Here is a 15,169-nt window from a genome sequence, read left to right as displayed (position 1 = left end):
TTCGAACGTAACAAACCGCACGTCAACGTCGGCACCATTGGTCACGTCGACCATGGCAAGACCACTCTGACTGCCGCTCTGACTCGCGTGTGTTCCGAAGTGTTCGGTTCCGCTCGTGTCGACTTCGACAAGATCGATAGCGCTCCGGAAGAGAAGGCTCGCGGTATCACCATCAACACCGCCCACGTAGAGTACGACTCCAATGTCCGTCACTACGCGCACGTTGACTGCCCGGGTCACGCTGATTATGTGAAGAACATGATCACCGGTGCTGCCCAGATGGACGGCGCGATCCTGGTTTGCTCGGCTGCCGACGGCCCCATGCCGCAGACTCGCGAGCACATCCTGCTCTCCCGTCAGGTTGGTGTTCCTTACATCGTCGTGTTCCTGAACAAGGCCGACATGGTCGACGACGCCGAACTGCTCGAGCTGGTCGAGATGGAAGTGCGCGACCTGCTGTCCACCTATGATTTCCCGGGCGACGACACGCCGATCATCATCGGTTCCGCGCTGATGGCGCTGAACGGCGAAGATGACAACGAGCTGGGCACCACTGCGGTGAAGAAGCTGGTCGAGACTCTGGATACCTACATCCCCGAGCCGGTACGTGCCATCGACAAGCCGTTCCTGATGCCGATCGAAGACGTGTTCTCCATCTCCGGCCGCGGTACCGTGGTAACCGGTCGTGTCGAGCGCGGCATCGTCAAGGTCCAGGAAGAAATCGAGATCGTTGGTCTGCGTGATACCACCAAGACCACCTGTACCGGTGTCGAAATGTTCCGCAAGCTGCTCGACGAAGGTCGTGCCGGTGAGAACTGCGGCGTGCTGCTGCGTGGCACCAAGCGTGATGACGTCGAGCGTGGTCAGGTTCTGGCCAAGCCGGGCACCATCAAGCCGCACACCAAGTTCGAAGCCGAAGTGTACGTGCTGTCCAAGGAAGAAGGTGGTCGTCACACCCCGTTCTTCAAGGGCTACCGTCCGCAGTTCTACTTCCGTACCACTGACGTGACCGGTTCGTGCGAACTGCCGGAAGGCGTCGAGATGGTGATGCCGGGCGACAACGTGAAAATGGTCGTCACCCTGATCAAGCCGATCGCCATGGAAGATGGCCTGCGCTTCGCGATTCGCGAAGGTGGCCGTACCGTCGGTGCCGGCGTGGTTGCCAAGATCGTCGAGTAATATTTGACGATGATGAGGAAGGCCCCTTCGGGGGCCTTTTTCTATTGTTGATCATTTATTGACACCCTATGGGCGCATCCGTACAATTGCGCCTCCTTTTACCGGGGGTATTGCGCCTGGTAGGGTGGCTACTTGGAGTCTGAGGTCAAAATGCAAAACCAACAAATCCGTATTCGGTTGAAGGCTTTTGACCATCGCCTGATCGATCAATCAACCCAGGAAATCGTGGAAACCGCGAAACGTACTGGTGCTCAGGTGCGTGGTCCGATTCCGCTGCCAACCCGCAAAGAGCGGTTCACTGTGCTGGTTTCTCCGCACGTCAACAAAGACGCGCGCGATCAGTATGAAATCCGAACCCACAAGCGCGTGCTGGACATCGTTCAGCCGACCGACAAAACCGTCGATGCGCTGATGAAGCTCGATCTTGCGGCTGGTGTGGAAGTGCAGATCAGCCTCGGCTAAAACCTGAGAGTTTTAGTCGTGTAACGCTCTGAAATGGGCGGCCATAGCGGGTGAAAGCCCCGTACACTCAAGAGGTTTCAAAATGACTATTGGTGTAGTCGGTCGTAAATGCGGCATGACCCGCGTTTTCACCGAGGATGGTGTCTCTATTCCGGTTACGGTCATCGAGATCGAGCCGAATCGCGTCACTCAGTTCAAGAATGAAGAGAGCGATGGCTATCGTGCAGTGCAGGTCACTGTCGGCGAGCGTCGCGCGTCCCGTGTTACCAAGGCTCAGGCCGGTCACTTCGCCAAGGCGAACGTAGCTGCCGGTCGTAGCGTCTGGGAATTCCGCCTCGATGGCGAGGAGTTCCAGGTTGGTGACCAGATCAATGCCGAGATTTTCCAGGCGGGTCAGCTGGTGGATGTCACCGGCCAGTCCAAGGGTAAAGGCTTCGCCGGTACCATCAAGCGCTGGAACTTCCGCGGGCAGGACAATACCCACGGTAACTCCGTATCCCACCGCGTCCCGGGCTCTATCGGTCAGTGCCAGACTCCAGGTCGTGTATTCAAGGGCAAGAAGATGTCCGGGCACATGGGCGCCGAGCGCGTAACCGTGCAGTCCCTGGAAATCGTGCGTGTCGACGCAGAGCGTAACCTGCTGTTGGTGAAGGGTGCAGTGCCCGGCGCCACTGGCGGTGACGTGGTTGTGCGTCCGGCTGCCAAGGCTCGCGGTTAAGGGGGAGTTCACATGCAATTGAATGTAAATGGCGCACAGGCCATCGAAGTCTCCGAGCGCACCTTTGGCGGTGAGTTCAACGAGACGCTGGTGCACCAGGCAGTCGTCGCCTACATGGCTGGCGGTCGTCAGGGTAGCAAGCAGCAGAAGACCCGCTCCGATGTTTCCGGTGGCGGTAAGCGTCCCTGGCGTCAGAAGGGCACCGGCCGTGCTCGCGCCGGTACCTCGCGTGGTCCGATCTGGCGTGGCGGTGGCGTAACCTTCGCCGCGCGTCCGCAGAACCATGACCAGAAGCTGAACAAGAAGATGTATCGCGCCGCGTTGCGCTCCATTCTTGCCGAGCTGGTTCGCTCCGAGCGTCTGGTCGTTGTCGAGGATTTCGCCGTCGAAACCCCCAAGACCAAGATGCTTGCCAGCAAGCTGAACGGCATGGGCCTGAACGACGTGCTGATCGTTTCCGATGCTGTCGATCAGAACCTGTACCTGGCTGCGCGCAACTTGCCGCATGTCGACGTCCGCGACGTCCAGGGTTCGGATCCGGTCAGCCTGATCGCCTATGACAAGGTGTTGATCACCGTGTCGGCTGTGAAGAAATTCGAGGAGCTGCTGGGATGAACCAGGAACGCGTATTCAAAGTCCTGCTTGGTCCGCACGTCTCCGAGAAGGCTACCGTGCTGGCTGACAGCAAGAAGCAATTCGTTTTCAAGGTTGCTACTGATGCAACCAAGCTGGAAATCAAGAAGGCCGTCGAAAGCCTGTTCGGCGTGAAGGTCGCTGCCGTCAACACCCTGAACGTTCAGGGCAAGACCAAGCGTACCGCTCGCGGCCTGGGCAAGCGCAACGACTGGAAGAAGGCGTACATCGCTCTTCAGCCGGGCCAGGATCTCGATTTCTCCGGCAGTGCTGAGTAAGGAAGGGGTGCATCATGGCAATCGTTAAATGCAAACCGACTTCCGCGGGCCGCCGTTTCGTGGTCAAGGTGGTCAATCAGGAGCTGCACAAAGGCGCTCCGTACGCACCGCTGCTCGAGAAGAAGTCGAAGTCCGGTGGCCGTAACAACAACGGTCGCATCACCACTCGCCACATTGGCGGTGGTCACAAGCAGCACTATCGTCTGGTCGATTTTCGGCGCAACAAGGATGGCATTCCTGCCATCGTCGAGCGTATCGAATACGATCCGAACCGTACTGCACACATCGCGTTGCTGAAGTATGCCGACGGTGAGCGTCGCTACATCATCGCGCCGAAGGGTGTGAGTGCCGGCGATCAGCTGGTCTCGGGCATCAACGCGCCGATCAAGGCCGGCAACAGCCTGCCGCTGCGCAACATCCCGCTGGGTTCCACCGTTCACGGTGTCGAACTGAAGCCGGGCAAGGGTGCTCAGATCGCTCGCTCCGCTGGTGCCTCGGCTCAGCTGGTTGCTCGCGAGGGTTCCTACGTCACGCTGCGTCTGCGCTCCGGCGAGATGCGCAAAGTGTTGGCCGAGTGCCGCGCGACCCTGGGCGAAGTCTCGAACTCCGAGCACAGCCTGCGTTCGCTGGGTAAGGCCGGTGCCAAGCGCTGGAAGGGCATTCGTCCTACCGTTCGTGGTGTCGCGATGAACCCGGTCGACCACCCGCACGGTGGTGGTGAAGGTCGTACCTCCGGTGGTCGTCATCCGGTGTCGCCATGGGGCTTCCCGACCAAGGGCGCGAAGACCCGCACTAACAAGCGCACCGATAACATGATCGTCCGTCGTCGCAAGTAACTAGAGGGATACGACAGTGCCGCGTTCTCTGAAAAAAGGTCCTTTTATCGATCTTCACCTATTGAAGAAGGTCGAAGCGGCGGTGGAAAAGAACGATCGCAAGCCGGTTAAAACCTGGTCGCGTCGTTCGATGATCCTGCCGCAAATGGTCGGTCTGACCATCGCTGTACATAACGGTCGCCAGCATGTCCCGGTCCTCGTGTCCGAAGACATGGTCGGCCACAAACTCGGCGAGTTCGCTGCCACCCGTACTTATCGCGGGCACGTGGCGGACAAGAAAGGCAAGCGCTAAGGGGTAAGGAAAGATGGAAGTAGCCGCTAAGTTGTCGGGCGCTCGCATCTCCGCCCAGAAAGCCCGCCTGGTCGCCGACCAGATCCGCGGGAAGAAGGTGGGCGAAGCGCTCAACCTCCTGGCTTTCAGTAGCAAGAAAGCCGCCGAGATCATGAAGAAAGTGCTGGAGTCGGCCGTAGCCAACGCCGAGCACAACGAAGGCGCCGATGTGGACGATCTGAAAGTCTCCACCGTCTTCGTCAACGAGGGGCGTTCGCTTAAGCGCATCATGCCGCGTGCCAAGGGCCGCGCTGATCGCATCGTCAAGCGGTCTTGCCATATCACTGTCAAGGTTGCGGACAAGTAACGGAGTCGATCAGATGGGTCAGAAAGTACATCCCACTGGCATTCGCCTGGGAATCGTCAAGGAGCACACTTCCGTCTGGTACGCAGACGGCCGCACGTATGCAGACTATCTGCTTGCAGATCTGAACGTGCGTGAGTACCTCCAAGACAAATTAAAAAGCGCGTCCGTAAGCCGTATCGATATTCATCGTCCGGCGCAAACCGCACGCATCACCATCCACACCGCTCGTCCCGGCATCGTGATCGGGAAGAAGGGTGAGGATGTCGAGAAGCTGCGTCAGGACCTGACCAAGCAAATGGGTGTGCCGGTGCACATCAACATCGAAGAGATCCGCAAGCCGGAGCTCGACGCCATGCTGGTTGCACAGAGCGTTGCTCAGCAGCTGGAGCGTCGCGTGATGTTCCGTCGCGCCATGAAGCGCGCCGTACAGAACGCCATGCGCATTGGTGCCAAGGGCATCAAGATCCAGGTCAGTGGTCGTTTGGGTGGGGCTGAAATCGCCCGCACCGAGTGGTATCGCGAAGGGCGTGTGCCGCTGCACACCCTGCGTGCCGATATCGATTACAACACTTACGAAGCACACACCACCTACGGTGTGATCGGCGTCAAGGTATGGATCTTCAAAGGCGAAGTGATTGGTGGTCGCCATGAAGAGCTCAAGCCGCAAGCGCCTGCGCCTCGTAAAAAAGCTGCTAAGTAAGGGGTACGCCAAATGTTGCAACCCAAGCGTACAAAATTCCGCAAGCAGATGACCGGCCACAACCGTGGTCTGGCTCAGCGCGGTAGCAAGGTCAGCTTCGGCGAATTCGCCCTGAAGTCTGTCTCCCGTGGTCGCCTGACCGCACGCCAGATCGAGGCTGCACGTCGTGCGCTGACTCGCCACGTCAAGCGTGGCGGCAAGATCTGGATCCGCGTGTTCCCCGACAAGCCGGTTACCAAGAAGCCCCTCGAAGTTCGTATGGGTAAAGGTAAGGGTAGCGTCGAGTACTGGGTAGCCCAGATTCAGCCGGGCAAGGTGCTCTACGAGATCGAGGGTGTTTCCGAAGAGCTGGCGCGTGAGGCATTTGCCCTGGCTGCTGCAAAGCTGCCGCTCGCCACCTCCTTTGTTAAGCGGACGGTGATGTGATGAAAGCGAATGAACTTCGTGAAAAATCCGTTGAGCAGCTGAACGAGCAACTGCTCGAGCTGCTGCGGGACCAGTTCAATCTGCGTATGCAGAAGGCGACTGGCCAGTTGGGGCAGTCTCACCTGCTCTCGCAAGTCAAGCGCGACATCGCTCGTGTCAAGACTGTGCTCAACCAGCAGGCAGGTAAGTGATCATGGCTGAAGCTCAGAAAACCGTCCGCACGCTGACCGGCCGCGTCGTCAGCGACAAGATGGACAAGACCATCACCGTTCTGATCGAGCGTCGCGTCAAGCACCCGATCTACGGCAAATACGTGAAGCGTTCGACCAAACTGCACGCCCACGACGAAACCAACCAGTGCCGTATCGGCGACAAGGTCACCATCCGCGAGACTCGTCCGCTGGCCAAGACCAAGTCCTGGATGCTGGTTGACGTCGTTGAACGCGCCGTCGAAGTCTAAGGGCTAGGGGTCGGAGAAATTATATGATTCAGACTCAATCCATGCTCGATGTGGCGGATAACAGTGGCGCTCGTCGCGTCATGTGTATCAAGGTGCTCGGCGGTTCTCACCGCCGTTACGCCGGCATCGGCGACATTATCAAGGTTACCGTCAAGGAAGCGATTCCGCGTGGCAAGGTCAAGAAAGGCCAGGTGATGACTGCTGTCGTCGTCCGTACCCGCCATGGCGTTCGTCGTCCCGATGGTTCCATCATCCGCTTCGATGGCAATGCTGCTGTTCTGCTGAACAACAAGCAGGAGCCTATCGGCACCCGTATCTTTGGGCCGGTGACGCGTGAGCTTCGTACCGAGAAGTTCATGAAGATCGTCTCGCTCGCCCCTGAAGTGCTGTAAGGAGTAGCCGCATGCAAAAGATTCGTCGCAACGACGAGATCATCGTCATCGCCGGCAAAGACAAAGGCAAGCGCGGTAAGGTGCTCAAGGTTCTCGCTGACGACCGTCTGGTCGTTGGCGGGGTCAACCTGGTCAAGCGTCATACCAAGCCGAACCCGATGTCCGGCGTTCAGGGCGGTATCGTCGAGAAGGAGGCGCCTCTGCACGTCTCTAACGTCGCCATTTTCAACGGTGAAACCAACAAGGCAGACCGCGTTGGCTTCAAGGTTGAGGACGGCAAGAAAATTCGTGTCTTCAAGTCGACCCAGAAGCCGGTTGACGCTTGAGACTGCTAGGTAGATAACCATGGCACGACTAAAAGAAGTTTATCGGAAGGAAATCGCGCCCAAGCTGAAGGAAGAACTTCAGCTGAAGAACGTGATGGAAGTTCCGCGCATTACCAAGATCACCCTCAACATGGGTATCGGCGAAGCGATCGGTGACAAGAAGATCATCGACAACGCGGTGGCCGATCTGGAAAAGATCACCGGCCAGAAGGTCGTCGTGACTCACGCTCGCAAGTCCATCGCCGGCTTCAAGGTCCGCGAAGGCTGGCCGATCGGCGTCAAGGTGACCCTGCGCAGTGACCGTATGTACGAGTTCCTGGATCGTCTGCTTTCCATCTCCCTGCCGCGCGTGCGTGACTTCCGCGGCCTGAATGCCAAGTCCTTCGATGGTCGTGGCAACTACAGCATGGGCGTGAAAGAGCAGATCATCTTCCCGGAGATCGACTACGACAAGATCGATGCTCTGCGTGGCCTGGACATCACCCTGACCACCACTGCCCGGACGGACGATGAGGGTCGTGCACTGCTGCGCGCCTTCAACTTCCCGTTCCGCAACTGATTGGAGTAGGACATGGCTAAACAAAGCATGAAGAACCGCGAGCTGAAGCGTCAGCGCACGGTTGCCAAGTACGCGCAGAAGCGTGCGGCGCTGAAGGCTGTCATCGTCAGCCCCGACTCCACTGCGGAGCAGCGTTGGGAGGCTCAGGTCGCCCTGCAGAAGCAGCCGCGTGACGCCAGCGCCTCGCGCCTGCGCAACCGCTGCCGCCTGACCGGTCGTCCGCACGGCGTGTACCGCAAGTTCGGTCTGGCGCGCAACATGCTGCGCCAGGCCGCCATGCGCGGCGACGTGCCGGGTCTGGTCAAGGCCAGCTGGTAACAAGACGGACGGGGTGCTCGCGCCCTGTTTGTTTTTCGAACAAGCCCCTTCGGGGGCTTGATTCGTTTCTGGTGTGTCTCTAGAATGTCCGGCTCGCCTGAGCCTTGCATTTTCGTGCTTGCTCGCACATTGGCGACACGAGCCGTACAAAGGCTTATTTATTCGTATTAGGAGCTAAGAGCCCATGAGTATGCAGGACCCGTTAGCGGACATGCTAACTCGTATCCGTAATGCCCAGATGGCCGAGAAGTCCGTCGTAAGCATGCCGTCTTCCACTCTGAAGGTGGCTGTAGCCAACGTTCTTCAGGGCGAAGGCTATATCGCGGGATACCAGGTCAGCAGCGACGCCAAGCCGCAGCTGTCCATCGAGCTGAAATACTTCGAAGGTCGTCCGGTCATCGAGGAGCTCAAGCGCGTGAGTCGTCCTGGTCTGCGCCAGTACAAGTCCGTTGACCAGTTGCCGAAAGTACGTGGCGGCCTGGGCGTGTCGATCGTTTCCACCAACAAGGGTGTGATGACTGATCGTGCTGCTCGTGCTGCCGGTGTTGGCGGCGAAGTGCTCTGCACTGTGTTCTAAGGGGGGATAAGCATGTCTCGCGTTGCTAAGAACCCCGTCAAGCTGCCCGCTGGCGTCGAAGTCAAGATGTCCGGCCAGCAGCTTTCGGTGAAGGGTGCCAAGGGTGCTCTCGAACTGAACGTCCATCCGTCCGTGGAAGTCATCCAGGACTCGGGCGAGCTGCGTTTCGCCGGTCGCAATGGCGACCAGCAGACTCGCGCCATGGCCGGCACCACGCGTGCGCTGGTCAACAACATGGTCATCGGTGTCAGCCAGGGCTTCGAGCGCAAGCTCCAGCTGGTCGGCGTCGGTTACAAGGCGCAAGCCAAAGGTCAAGTGCTGTCCCTGGCTCTCGGCTTCTCGCATCCGGTGGATTACGAACTGCCGCAAGGCGTTACCGCTGAAACCCCCAGCCAGACCGATATCCTGATCAAGGGTGTCGACAAGCAACTGGTCGGTCAGGTGGCTGCTGAAATCCGCGACTTCCGTCGTCCGGAGCCTTACAAAGGCAAGGGCGTACGTTACTCGGATGAAGTAGTCCGTCGCAAAGAAGCTAAGAAGAAGTAGGGCATAGCAAATGAGCGTAAAGAAAGAAACTCGTCTGCGTCGCGCTCGCAAGGCACGCCTGAAGATGCGCGAGCTGGAAACCGTACGCCTTTGTGTGTACCGCTCTTCCCAGCACATCTACGCCCAGGTCCTTTCGGCCGACGGCGGCAAGGTCCTGGCCAGCGCCTCGACTCTGGACAAAGAATTGCGCGATGGGGCCACCGGCAACGTCGAAGCTGCCAAGAAAGTCGGTCAGCTGGTCGCTGAGCGTGCGAAAGCCGCAGGTGTCACTCAGGTGGCGTTCGACCGTTCTGGCTTCAAGTACCACGGTCGTGTGAAGGCACTGGCTGATGCTGCTCGTGAAGGCGGGCTGGAGTTCTAAGTTATGGCAAATAACGAGCAAAAGCGCGACGAAGGCTACATCGAGAAGCTGGTTCAAGTTAACCGCGTCGCAAAGACTGTAAAAGGTGGTCGTATCTTCACCTTCACCGCGCTGACCGTGGTGGGTGACGGCAAGGGGCGCGTCGGTTTCGGTCGTGGCAAGTCCCGCGAAGTGCCGGCTGCCATCCAGAAGGCCATGGAGGCGGCTCGCCGCAACATGATCCAGGTCGACCTGAACGGCACCACGCTGCAGTACCCGACCAAGGCCGCGCACGGCGCTTCCAAGATCTACATGCAGCCTGCCTCCGAGGGTACCGGTGTGATCGCCGGTGGCGCGATGCGCGCCATCCTGGAAGTCGCTGGCGTGCAGAACGTTCTGGCCAAGTGCTATGGCTCCACCAACCCGGTCAACGTGGTACATGCCACGTTCAAGGGTCTGAAGGCCATGCAGTCGCCCGAGTCGGTCGCCGCCAAGCGTGGCAAGAGCGTCGAGGAGATTCTCTAACCATGGCTAACGCTACTGTCAAAGTCACGCTGGTCAAGAGCGTGAACGGCCGTCTGGCTAACCACAAGGCTTGCGTCAAGGGTCTCGGCCTGCGTCGTATCGGTCACACCGTCGAAGTTCAGGACACTCCTGAGAATCGCGGCATGATCAACAAGGCCTATTACCTTCTCCGTGTGGAGGGTTAATCATGCAATTGAACGATCTACGTTCCGCGCCGGGTGCCCGTCGCGAGAAGCTGCGTCCGGGCCGTGGTATCGGCAGCGGCCTCGGCAAAACCGGTGGCCGTGGCCACAAGGGCCAGACCTCCCGCTCCGGCGGCAAGATCGCGCCCGGGTTCGAAGGCGGTCAGCAGCCGTTGCATCGTCGCCTGCCGAAATTCGGCTTCGTCTCCCTGAAGGCCATGGATCGCGCAGAAGTGCGCACTTCCGAGCTGGCCAAGGTGGAAGGTGATGTTGTGACGGTGCAGAGCCTGAAAGACGCCAACATCATCAACCAGAACGTTCAGCGTGTGAAAGTCATGCTGTCCGGCGAGGTTGGTCGTGCGGTTACTCTCAAGGGTATCGCAGCCACCAAGGGTGCGCGTGCGGCTATCGAAGCAGCTGGCGGCAAGTTCGAGGAATAAATGGCTAAGCAAGGTGCTCTCTCCGCGCTGAGTAATGGTGGGCTGTCCGAACTCTGGGCTCGTCTGCGCTTTCTGTTCATGGCGATCATCGTCTACCGGATTGGCGCACACATCCCGGTGCCCGGGATCAATCCCGACCGGCTGGCCGAGCTGTTCCGTCAGAACGAAGGGACCATCCTTAGCTTGTTCAACATGTTTTCCGGTGGTGCGCTGGAGCGCATGAGCATCTTTGCATTGGGGATCATGCCGTACATCTCGGCGTCGATCATCATGCAGCTCATGACCGCTGTCAGTCCGCAGTTGGAGCAGTTGAAGAAAGAGGGCGAGGCCGGTCGACGGAAGATCAGTCAGTACACGCGTTACGGTACGCTGGTGCTGGCGATCGTCCAGGCCGTCGGGATGTCGGTCGGGCTGGCGGGGCAGGGTGTCGCGTTCAGCAGCGATTTCGGCTTCTACTTCGTGGCCATCACCACCTTCGTGGCGGGTGCCATGTTCATGATGTGGCTTGGCGAGCAGATCACCGAGCGGGGGGTCGGCAACGGTATCTCGATGCTGATCTTCGCCGGTATCGTCGCCGGTCTGCCGGGCGCCCTCGGCCAGTCCTTCGAGTCGGCTCGTCAGGGCGATATCAACATCATCGCCTTGCTCGCGGTAGGTCTGCTGGCTGTTGCGATCATCGGTTTCGTGGTCTTCATCGAGCGTGGCCAGCGCCGCATCGCGGTGCACTACGCCAAGCGCCAGCAGGGTCGCAAGGTCTTCGCTGCGCAGACCAGCCATCTGCCGTTGAAAGTGAACATGGCGGGGGTCATCCCGGCCATCTTCGCCAGCAGTATCCTGCTGTTCCCGGCTTCGCTGGGGCAGTGGTTCGGTCAGTCCGAGAGCATGGGCTGGCTGGCCGATATCTCTCAGGCGATCGCCCCTGGCCAGCCTTTGAATATCCTGCTGTTCAGCGCCGGGATCATTTTCTTCTGCTTCTTCTATACGGCATTGATGTTCAATCCCAAGGATGTCGCGGAGAATCTGAAGAAGTCTGGTGCATTTATCCCGGGGATTCGTCCTGGTGAGCAGTCGGCGCGCTATATCGATGGTGTTCTGACCCGCTTGACCATGTTCGGTGCCCTGTACATGACGGCTGTCTGCCTGCTGCCCCAGTTCCTTGTGGTCGCAGCCAATGTGCCGTTCTACCTTGGTGGGACCTCGTTGCTGATCGTGGTGGTGGTTGTGATGGACTTCATGTCGCAAGTGCAATCACACCTCATGTCGCACCAGTACGATTCCCTGATGAAGAAAGCCAACCTGAAGGGCTATGGCAGCGGAATGCTCCGCTGAGGTGGTTCGTAAGGTTCTAGGAGTTGGTGATGAAAGTTCGTGCATCGGTGAAAAAGCTGTGCCGTAACTGCAAGATCATCCGTCGCGACGGTGTCGTGCGCGTGATCTGTAGCGCGGAACCGCGTCACAAGCAGCGCCAAGGCTGATTGTGTAAGGCGTTAGAACCCGGCAGCTAGTGCGCTGCCGGGTTGAATATTTGTTTTTACAGCGTTAATATCTCGCGCCCTTTTCTTGGCTTCCGGGGCGTAGGTAGCTGTCAACTGGAGTTTCACTGAATGGCCCGTATTGCAGGCGTCAACATTCCGGATAACAAGCACACTGTTATCTCGCTGACCTACATCTACGGTGTTGGTCGCACCCGTGCACAGGAAATCTGTGCCGCTACCGGCGTGAATCCGGCAGCAAAGATCAAGGATCTTTCCGACGAGCAGGTCGAACTGCTGCGCGGCGAAGTCGGCAAGTTCATCGTTGAAGGCGACCTGCGTCGCGAAATCAACATGAAAATCAAGCGCTTGATGGACCTGGGTTGCTACCGCGGCCTGCGTCATCGTCGTGGTCTGCCGGTTCGCGGTCAGCGTACCAAGACCAACGCACGTACCCGTAAGGGCCCGCGCAAGCCGATCCGCAAGTAATCGCGTAGGAATTTAGTCATGGCAAAACCTGCTGCTCGTCCTCGTAAGAAAGTCAAAAAGACAGTGGTTGATGGCATCGCCCACATCCACGCGTCTTTCAACAACACCATCGTGACCATCACCGACCGTCAGGGCAACGCATTGTCCTGGGCTACCTCGGGGGGTTCCGGTTTCCGCGGCTCGCGCAAGAGCACTCCGTTCGCTGCCCAGATCGCCGCAGAGCGCGCCGGCCAGGCTGCGCTGGAGTACGGCCTGAAGAACCTCGACGTCAACGTCAAGGGTCCGGGTCCGGGTCGTGAGTCCGCCGTGCGTGCATTGAACGCATGTGGTTATAAAATCGCCAGCATCACCGACGTGACGCCGATCCCGCACAACGGGTGCCGTCCGCCGAAGAAGCGCCGCGTGTAATCAGGAGACAGTGAAGAATGGCTCGTTATATTGGTCCCAAGTGCAAACTGTCTCGCCGTGAAGGCACCGATCTCTTCCTGAAGAGTGGTGCGCGCGCGCTCGAATCCAAGTGCAACATCGAAACCCCGCCGGGTGTTCACGGCCAGCGTCGCGGTCGTCTGTCCGACTACGGCACCCAGCTGCGTGAAAAGCAGAAAGTGCGCCGTATCTACGGCGTGCTCGAGCGTCAGTTCAGCGGTTACTACAAGGAAGCCGCCAGCCGCAAGGGCGCTACCGGCGAGAACCTGCTGCAGCTGCTCGAATGCCGTCTCGACAACGTCGTGTATCGCATGGGCTTCGGTTCCACCCGTGCTGAATCCCGTCAGCTGGTGTCCCACAAGTCGATCACCGTCAACGGTCAGACCGTGAACATCCCCTCGTACCAGGTCAAGGCCGGTGACGTGGTGGCCGTTCGTGAGAAGTGCCGCAACCAGCTGCGTATCGCCCAAGCCCTCGAACTGTGCGCTCAGCGCGGTCGCGTCGAATGGGTCGAAGTAGATGCCGACAAGAAATCCGGTGTTTTCAAGAATGTTCCGGCTCGCAGCGATCTGTCCGCCGACATCAACGAAAACCTGATTGTCGAGCTCTACTCCAAGTAAGGGCTAGAAAATAGGTGTATCCATGCAGAGTTCGGTAAATGAGTTCCTGACCCCCCGCCATATCGATGTGCAGGTGGTCAGTCCGACCCGTGCCAAGATCACTCTCGAGCCCCTCGAGCGTGGTTTTGGCCACACCCTGGGCAACGCGCTGCGTCGTATCCTGTTGTCCTCCATGCCCGGCTGCGCTGTGGTCGAGGTCGAGATCGACGGTGTGCTCCACGAGTACAGCGCTATCGAGGGCGTGCAGGAAGATGTGATCGAAATCCTGCTCAACCTCAAAGGTATCGCCATCAAGCTGCACGGCCGTGATGAAGTGACCTTGAGCCTGGTGAAGAAGGGCGCGGGCGCTGTGACCGCTGCCGATATCCAGCTGGATCACGATGTCGAAATCGTCAATGGCGATCACCTGATCGCCAACCTGGCGGCTAACGGCTCGCTCAACATGAAGCTCAAGGTCGCTCGCGGCCGTGGTTACGAGCCTGCTGATGCGCGTCAGAGCGACGAGGACGAAAGCCGTAGCATCGGCCGTCTGCAGCTCGACGCCACCTTCAGCCCGGTTCGCCGCGTGGCTTATGTGGTCGAGAACGCCCGTGTCGAGCAGCGTACCAACCTGGACAAGCTGGTCATCGACCTGGAAACCAACGGCACCCTGGATCCTGAAGAAGCGATCCGTCGTGCAGCGACCATCCTGCAGCAGCAGCTGGCTGCGTTCGTCGACCTGAAGGGCGACAGCGAGCCGGTGGTTGTCGAGCAGGAAGACGAGATCGATCCGATCCTGTTGCGTCCGGTTGATGACCTGGAACTGACCGTACGTTCGGCCAACTGCCTGAAGGCGGAGAACATCTACTACATCGGTGATCTGATCCAGCGCACCGAAGTGGAGCTGTTGAAAACGCCGAACCTGGGCAAGAAGTCCCTGACCGAAATCAAGGACGTTCTGGCTTCGCGTGGTTTGTCCCTCGGTATGCGCCTGGACAACTGGCCGCCGGCAAGTCTCAAGAAGGACGATAAGGCCACGGCCTGATCGTCCCCAGTAACCGAACTGAACGTTTGGTAAGGAATTTCAATCATGCGTCATCGTAAAAGTGGCCGTCACCTGAGCCGCACCAGCGCCCACCGCAAGGCCATGTTCCAGAACATGGCGGTGTCGCTGTTCGAGCACGAACTGATCAAGACCACCCTGCCCAAGGCCAAGGAACTGCGTCGCGTCGCCGAGCCGCTGATCACCCTGGCCAAGGAAGACAGCGTCGCCAACCGTCGTCTGGCTTTCGACCGCACTCGTTCGAAAGCTGCCGTAGGCAAGCTGTTCAACGACCTGGGCAAGCGCTACGCCACCCGTCAGGGCGGTTACCTGCGTATCCTCAAGTGCGGTTTCCGTGCTGGTGACAACGCCCCGATGGCTTACGTCGAGCTGGTCGACCGTCCGGTCACCGGTGAGGTGGAAGCCGCCGAGTAAATTCGGCGCTGTTGAAGAAAACCGAGCCTCAGGGCTCGGTTTTTTTATGCCTGAAAGATTTGCTCTATCGAAAGCGTTGACCTTCATCATTAGCCGACGTTGCGCTTGGTTCCTATGATGGCACTCAACCAGCCGGTGCCTACCGAACACCCCCTGGATTCGTTGAACGCC

29 protein-coding genes are annotated in these 15,169 nt (G+C 58.9%); all 29 read left to right on the top strand.

Annotated elements, in window-relative coordinates; all coding sequences use genetic code 11:
* A partial coding sequence (gene tuf / locus IN820_RS18315) for an elongation factor Tu (RefSeq protein ID WP_193681378.1) occupies positions 1-1,179 on the top strand: 1,179 nt, incomplete at its 5' end.
* Positions 1,180-1,329: 150 nt separating this feature from the next.
* A complete protein-coding gene (gene rpsJ / locus IN820_RS18310) occupies positions 1,330-1,641 on the top strand; it encodes a 30S ribosomal protein S10 (RefSeq protein WP_003186070.1) in 312 nt (103 codons plus the stop codon).
* A gap of 82 nt (positions 1,642-1,723) precedes the next feature.
* A complete protein-coding gene (gene rplC, locus IN820_RS18305) occupies positions 1,724-2,359 on the top strand; it encodes a 50S ribosomal protein L3 (protein ID WP_193682332.1) in 636 nt (211 codons plus the stop codon).
* Positions 2,360-2,371: 12 nt separating this feature from the next.
* Positions 2,372-2,974, top strand: coding sequence for a 50S ribosomal protein L4 (gene rplD / locus IN820_RS18300; protein WP_193682331.1), 603 nt, complete (start codon positions 2,372-2,374; stop codon positions 2,972-2,974).
* Positions 2,971-3,270 carry a 50S ribosomal protein L23 gene (gene rplW / locus IN820_RS18295; RefSeq protein WP_037043274.1) on the top strand — a complete coding sequence of 100 codons (300 nt, stop codon included), beginning with the start codon at positions 2,971-2,973 and terminating at the stop codon, positions 3,268-3,270. Before rplD ends, rplW begins: the two co-directional genes overlap by 4 nt.
* Positions 3,271-3,284: 14 nt before the next feature.
* The gene (rplB, locus tag IN820_RS18290; protein WP_063544057.1) at positions 3,285-4,106 is read left to right on the top strand and encodes a 50S ribosomal protein L2; all 822 of its coding nucleotides are present in this window, start codon (positions 3,285-3,287) and stop codon (positions 4,104-4,106) included.
* A 16-nt stretch (positions 4,107-4,122) separates the two neighbouring features.
* The gene (rpsS, locus tag IN820_RS18285) at positions 4,123-4,398 is read left to right on the top strand and encodes a 30S ribosomal protein S19 (protein WP_003293029.1); all 276 of its coding nucleotides are present in this window, start codon (positions 4,123-4,125) and stop codon (positions 4,396-4,398) included.
* A 13-nt stretch (positions 4,399-4,411) separates the two neighbouring features.
* Positions 4,412-4,744, top strand: coding sequence for a 50S ribosomal protein L22 (gene rplV, locus IN820_RS18280; protein WP_003103908.1), 333 nt, complete (start codon positions 4,412-4,414; stop codon positions 4,742-4,744).
* A gap of 13 nt (positions 4,745-4,757) precedes the next feature.
* Positions 4,758-5,444 (top strand): 30S ribosomal protein S3, encoded by a 687-nt coding sequence (gene rpsC / locus IN820_RS18275; RefSeq protein WP_003289210.1) that lies wholly within the window; start codon positions 4,758-4,760, stop codon positions 5,442-5,444.
* Positions 5,445-5,456: 12 nt separating this feature from the next.
* Complete coding sequence (gene rplP, locus IN820_RS18270) at positions 5,457-5,870, top strand: 50S ribosomal protein L16 (protein WP_003281836.1); 414 nt, start codon at positions 5,457-5,459, stop codon at positions 5,868-5,870.
* Positions 5,870-6,061, top strand: coding sequence for a 50S ribosomal protein L29 (rpmC, locus tag IN820_RS18265; protein WP_003281834.1), 192 nt, complete (start codon positions 5,870-5,872; stop codon positions 6,059-6,061). Before rplP ends, rpmC begins: the two co-directional genes overlap by 1 nt.
* A 2-nt stretch (positions 6,062-6,063) precedes the next feature.
* Complete coding sequence (gene rpsQ, locus IN820_RS18260; RefSeq protein WP_003293030.1) at positions 6,064-6,330, top strand: 30S ribosomal protein S17; 267 nt, start codon at positions 6,064-6,066, stop codon at positions 6,328-6,330.
* A gap of 23 nt (positions 6,331-6,353) precedes the next feature.
* Positions 6,354-6,722 carry a 50S ribosomal protein L14 gene (gene rplN, locus IN820_RS18255; protein ID WP_003281831.1) on the top strand — a complete coding sequence of 123 codons (369 nt, stop codon included), beginning with the start codon at positions 6,354-6,356 and terminating at the stop codon, positions 6,720-6,722.
* Between the two features lie 11 nt (positions 6,723-6,733).
* Positions 6,734-7,048, top strand: coding sequence for a 50S ribosomal protein L24 (rplX, locus tag IN820_RS18250; RefSeq protein ID WP_193682330.1), 315 nt, complete (start codon positions 6,734-6,736; stop codon positions 7,046-7,048).
* 19 nt (positions 7,049-7,067) lie between these two features.
* Positions 7,068-7,607: a 50S ribosomal protein L5 gene (rplE, locus tag IN820_RS18245; RefSeq protein WP_011911991.1), complete on the top strand. Its 540-nt coding sequence runs from the start codon at positions 7,068-7,070 to the stop codon at positions 7,605-7,607.
* A gap of 12 nt (positions 7,608-7,619) precedes the next feature.
* Complete coding sequence (gene rpsN, locus IN820_RS18240; RefSeq protein WP_193682329.1) at positions 7,620-7,925, top strand: 30S ribosomal protein S14; 306 nt, start codon at positions 7,620-7,622, stop codon at positions 7,923-7,925.
* A 184-nt stretch (positions 7,926-8,109) separates the two neighbouring features.
* A complete protein-coding gene (rpsH, locus tag IN820_RS18235) occupies positions 8,110-8,502 on the top strand; it encodes a 30S ribosomal protein S8 (protein WP_003289202.1) in 393 nt (130 codons plus the stop codon).
* Between the two features lie 12 nt (positions 8,503-8,514).
* The gene (gene rplF, locus IN820_RS18230; protein WP_037043284.1) at positions 8,515-9,048 is read left to right on the top strand and encodes a 50S ribosomal protein L6; all 534 of its coding nucleotides are present in this window, start codon (positions 8,515-8,517) and stop codon (positions 9,046-9,048) included.
* Between the two features lie 10 nt (positions 9,049-9,058).
* The gene (gene rplR / locus IN820_RS18225) at positions 9,059-9,409 is read left to right on the top strand and encodes a 50S ribosomal protein L18 (RefSeq protein WP_037043286.1); all 351 of its coding nucleotides are present in this window, start codon (positions 9,059-9,061) and stop codon (positions 9,407-9,409) included.
* A gap of 3 nt (positions 9,410-9,412) precedes the next feature.
* Positions 9,413-9,913, top strand: coding sequence for a 30S ribosomal protein S5 (rpsE, locus tag IN820_RS18220; protein WP_037043288.1), 501 nt, complete (start codon positions 9,413-9,415; stop codon positions 9,911-9,913).
* A 2-nt stretch (positions 9,914-9,915) separates the two neighbouring features.
* Entirely contained in the window at positions 9,916-10,098 is a 183-nt protein-coding gene (gene rpmD / locus IN820_RS18215) for a 50S ribosomal protein L30 (RefSeq protein ID WP_003289195.1), read from the top strand.
* A 2-nt stretch (positions 10,099-10,100) separates the two neighbouring features.
* A complete protein-coding gene (rplO, locus tag IN820_RS18210; protein ID WP_038663361.1) occupies positions 10,101-10,535 on the top strand; it encodes a 50S ribosomal protein L15 in 435 nt (144 codons plus the stop codon).
* Positions 10,536-11,864 carry a preprotein translocase subunit SecY gene (gene secY, locus IN820_RS18205; protein WP_193682328.1) on the top strand — a complete coding sequence of 443 codons (1,329 nt, stop codon included), beginning with the start codon at positions 10,536-10,538 and terminating at the stop codon, positions 11,862-11,864. It abuts the gene before it with no gap.
* A 29-nt stretch (positions 11,865-11,893) separates the two neighbouring features.
* Entirely contained in the window at positions 11,894-12,010 is a 117-nt protein-coding gene (rpmJ, locus tag IN820_RS18200) for a 50S ribosomal protein L36 (RefSeq protein WP_003281814.1), read from the top strand.
* A gap of 129 nt (positions 12,011-12,139) precedes the next feature.
* Positions 12,140-12,496 carry a 30S ribosomal protein S13 gene (gene rpsM / locus IN820_RS18195; RefSeq protein WP_058063743.1) on the top strand — a complete coding sequence of 119 codons (357 nt, stop codon included), beginning with the start codon at positions 12,140-12,142 and terminating at the stop codon, positions 12,494-12,496.
* An 18-nt stretch (positions 12,497-12,514) separates the two neighbouring features.
* Positions 12,515-12,904, top strand: a complete 390-nt coding sequence (gene rpsK / locus IN820_RS18190; RefSeq protein ID WP_003281811.1) for a 30S ribosomal protein S11 — start codon at positions 12,515-12,517, stop codon at positions 12,902-12,904.
* Positions 12,905-12,921: 17 nt separating this feature from the next.
* Positions 12,922-13,542: a 30S ribosomal protein S4 gene (rpsD, locus tag IN820_RS18185; RefSeq protein ID WP_011911999.1), complete on the top strand. Its 621-nt coding sequence runs from the start codon at positions 12,922-12,924 to the stop codon at positions 13,540-13,542.
* Between the two features lie 22 nt (positions 13,543-13,564).
* Entirely contained in the window at positions 13,565-14,566 is a 1,002-nt protein-coding gene (locus tag IN820_RS18180) for a DNA-directed RNA polymerase subunit alpha (protein WP_193682327.1), read from the top strand.
* Positions 14,567-14,611: 45 nt separating this feature from the next.
* The gene (gene rplQ, locus IN820_RS18175; RefSeq protein WP_003304056.1) at positions 14,612-14,998 is read left to right on the top strand and encodes a 50S ribosomal protein L17; all 387 of its coding nucleotides are present in this window, start codon (positions 14,612-14,614) and stop codon (positions 14,996-14,998) included.
* Positions 14,999-15,169: the final 171 nt, after the last annotated feature.

It is taken from the genome of Pseudomonas lopnurensis, from assembly GCF_015070855.1.
GTDB lineage: Bacteria > Pseudomonadota > Gammaproteobacteria > Pseudomonadales > Pseudomonadaceae > Stutzerimonas > Stutzerimonas lopnurensis.
Note: the sequence above shows the minus strand (reverse complement) of the source record. Positions and strands in the feature narration are given on the sequence as shown.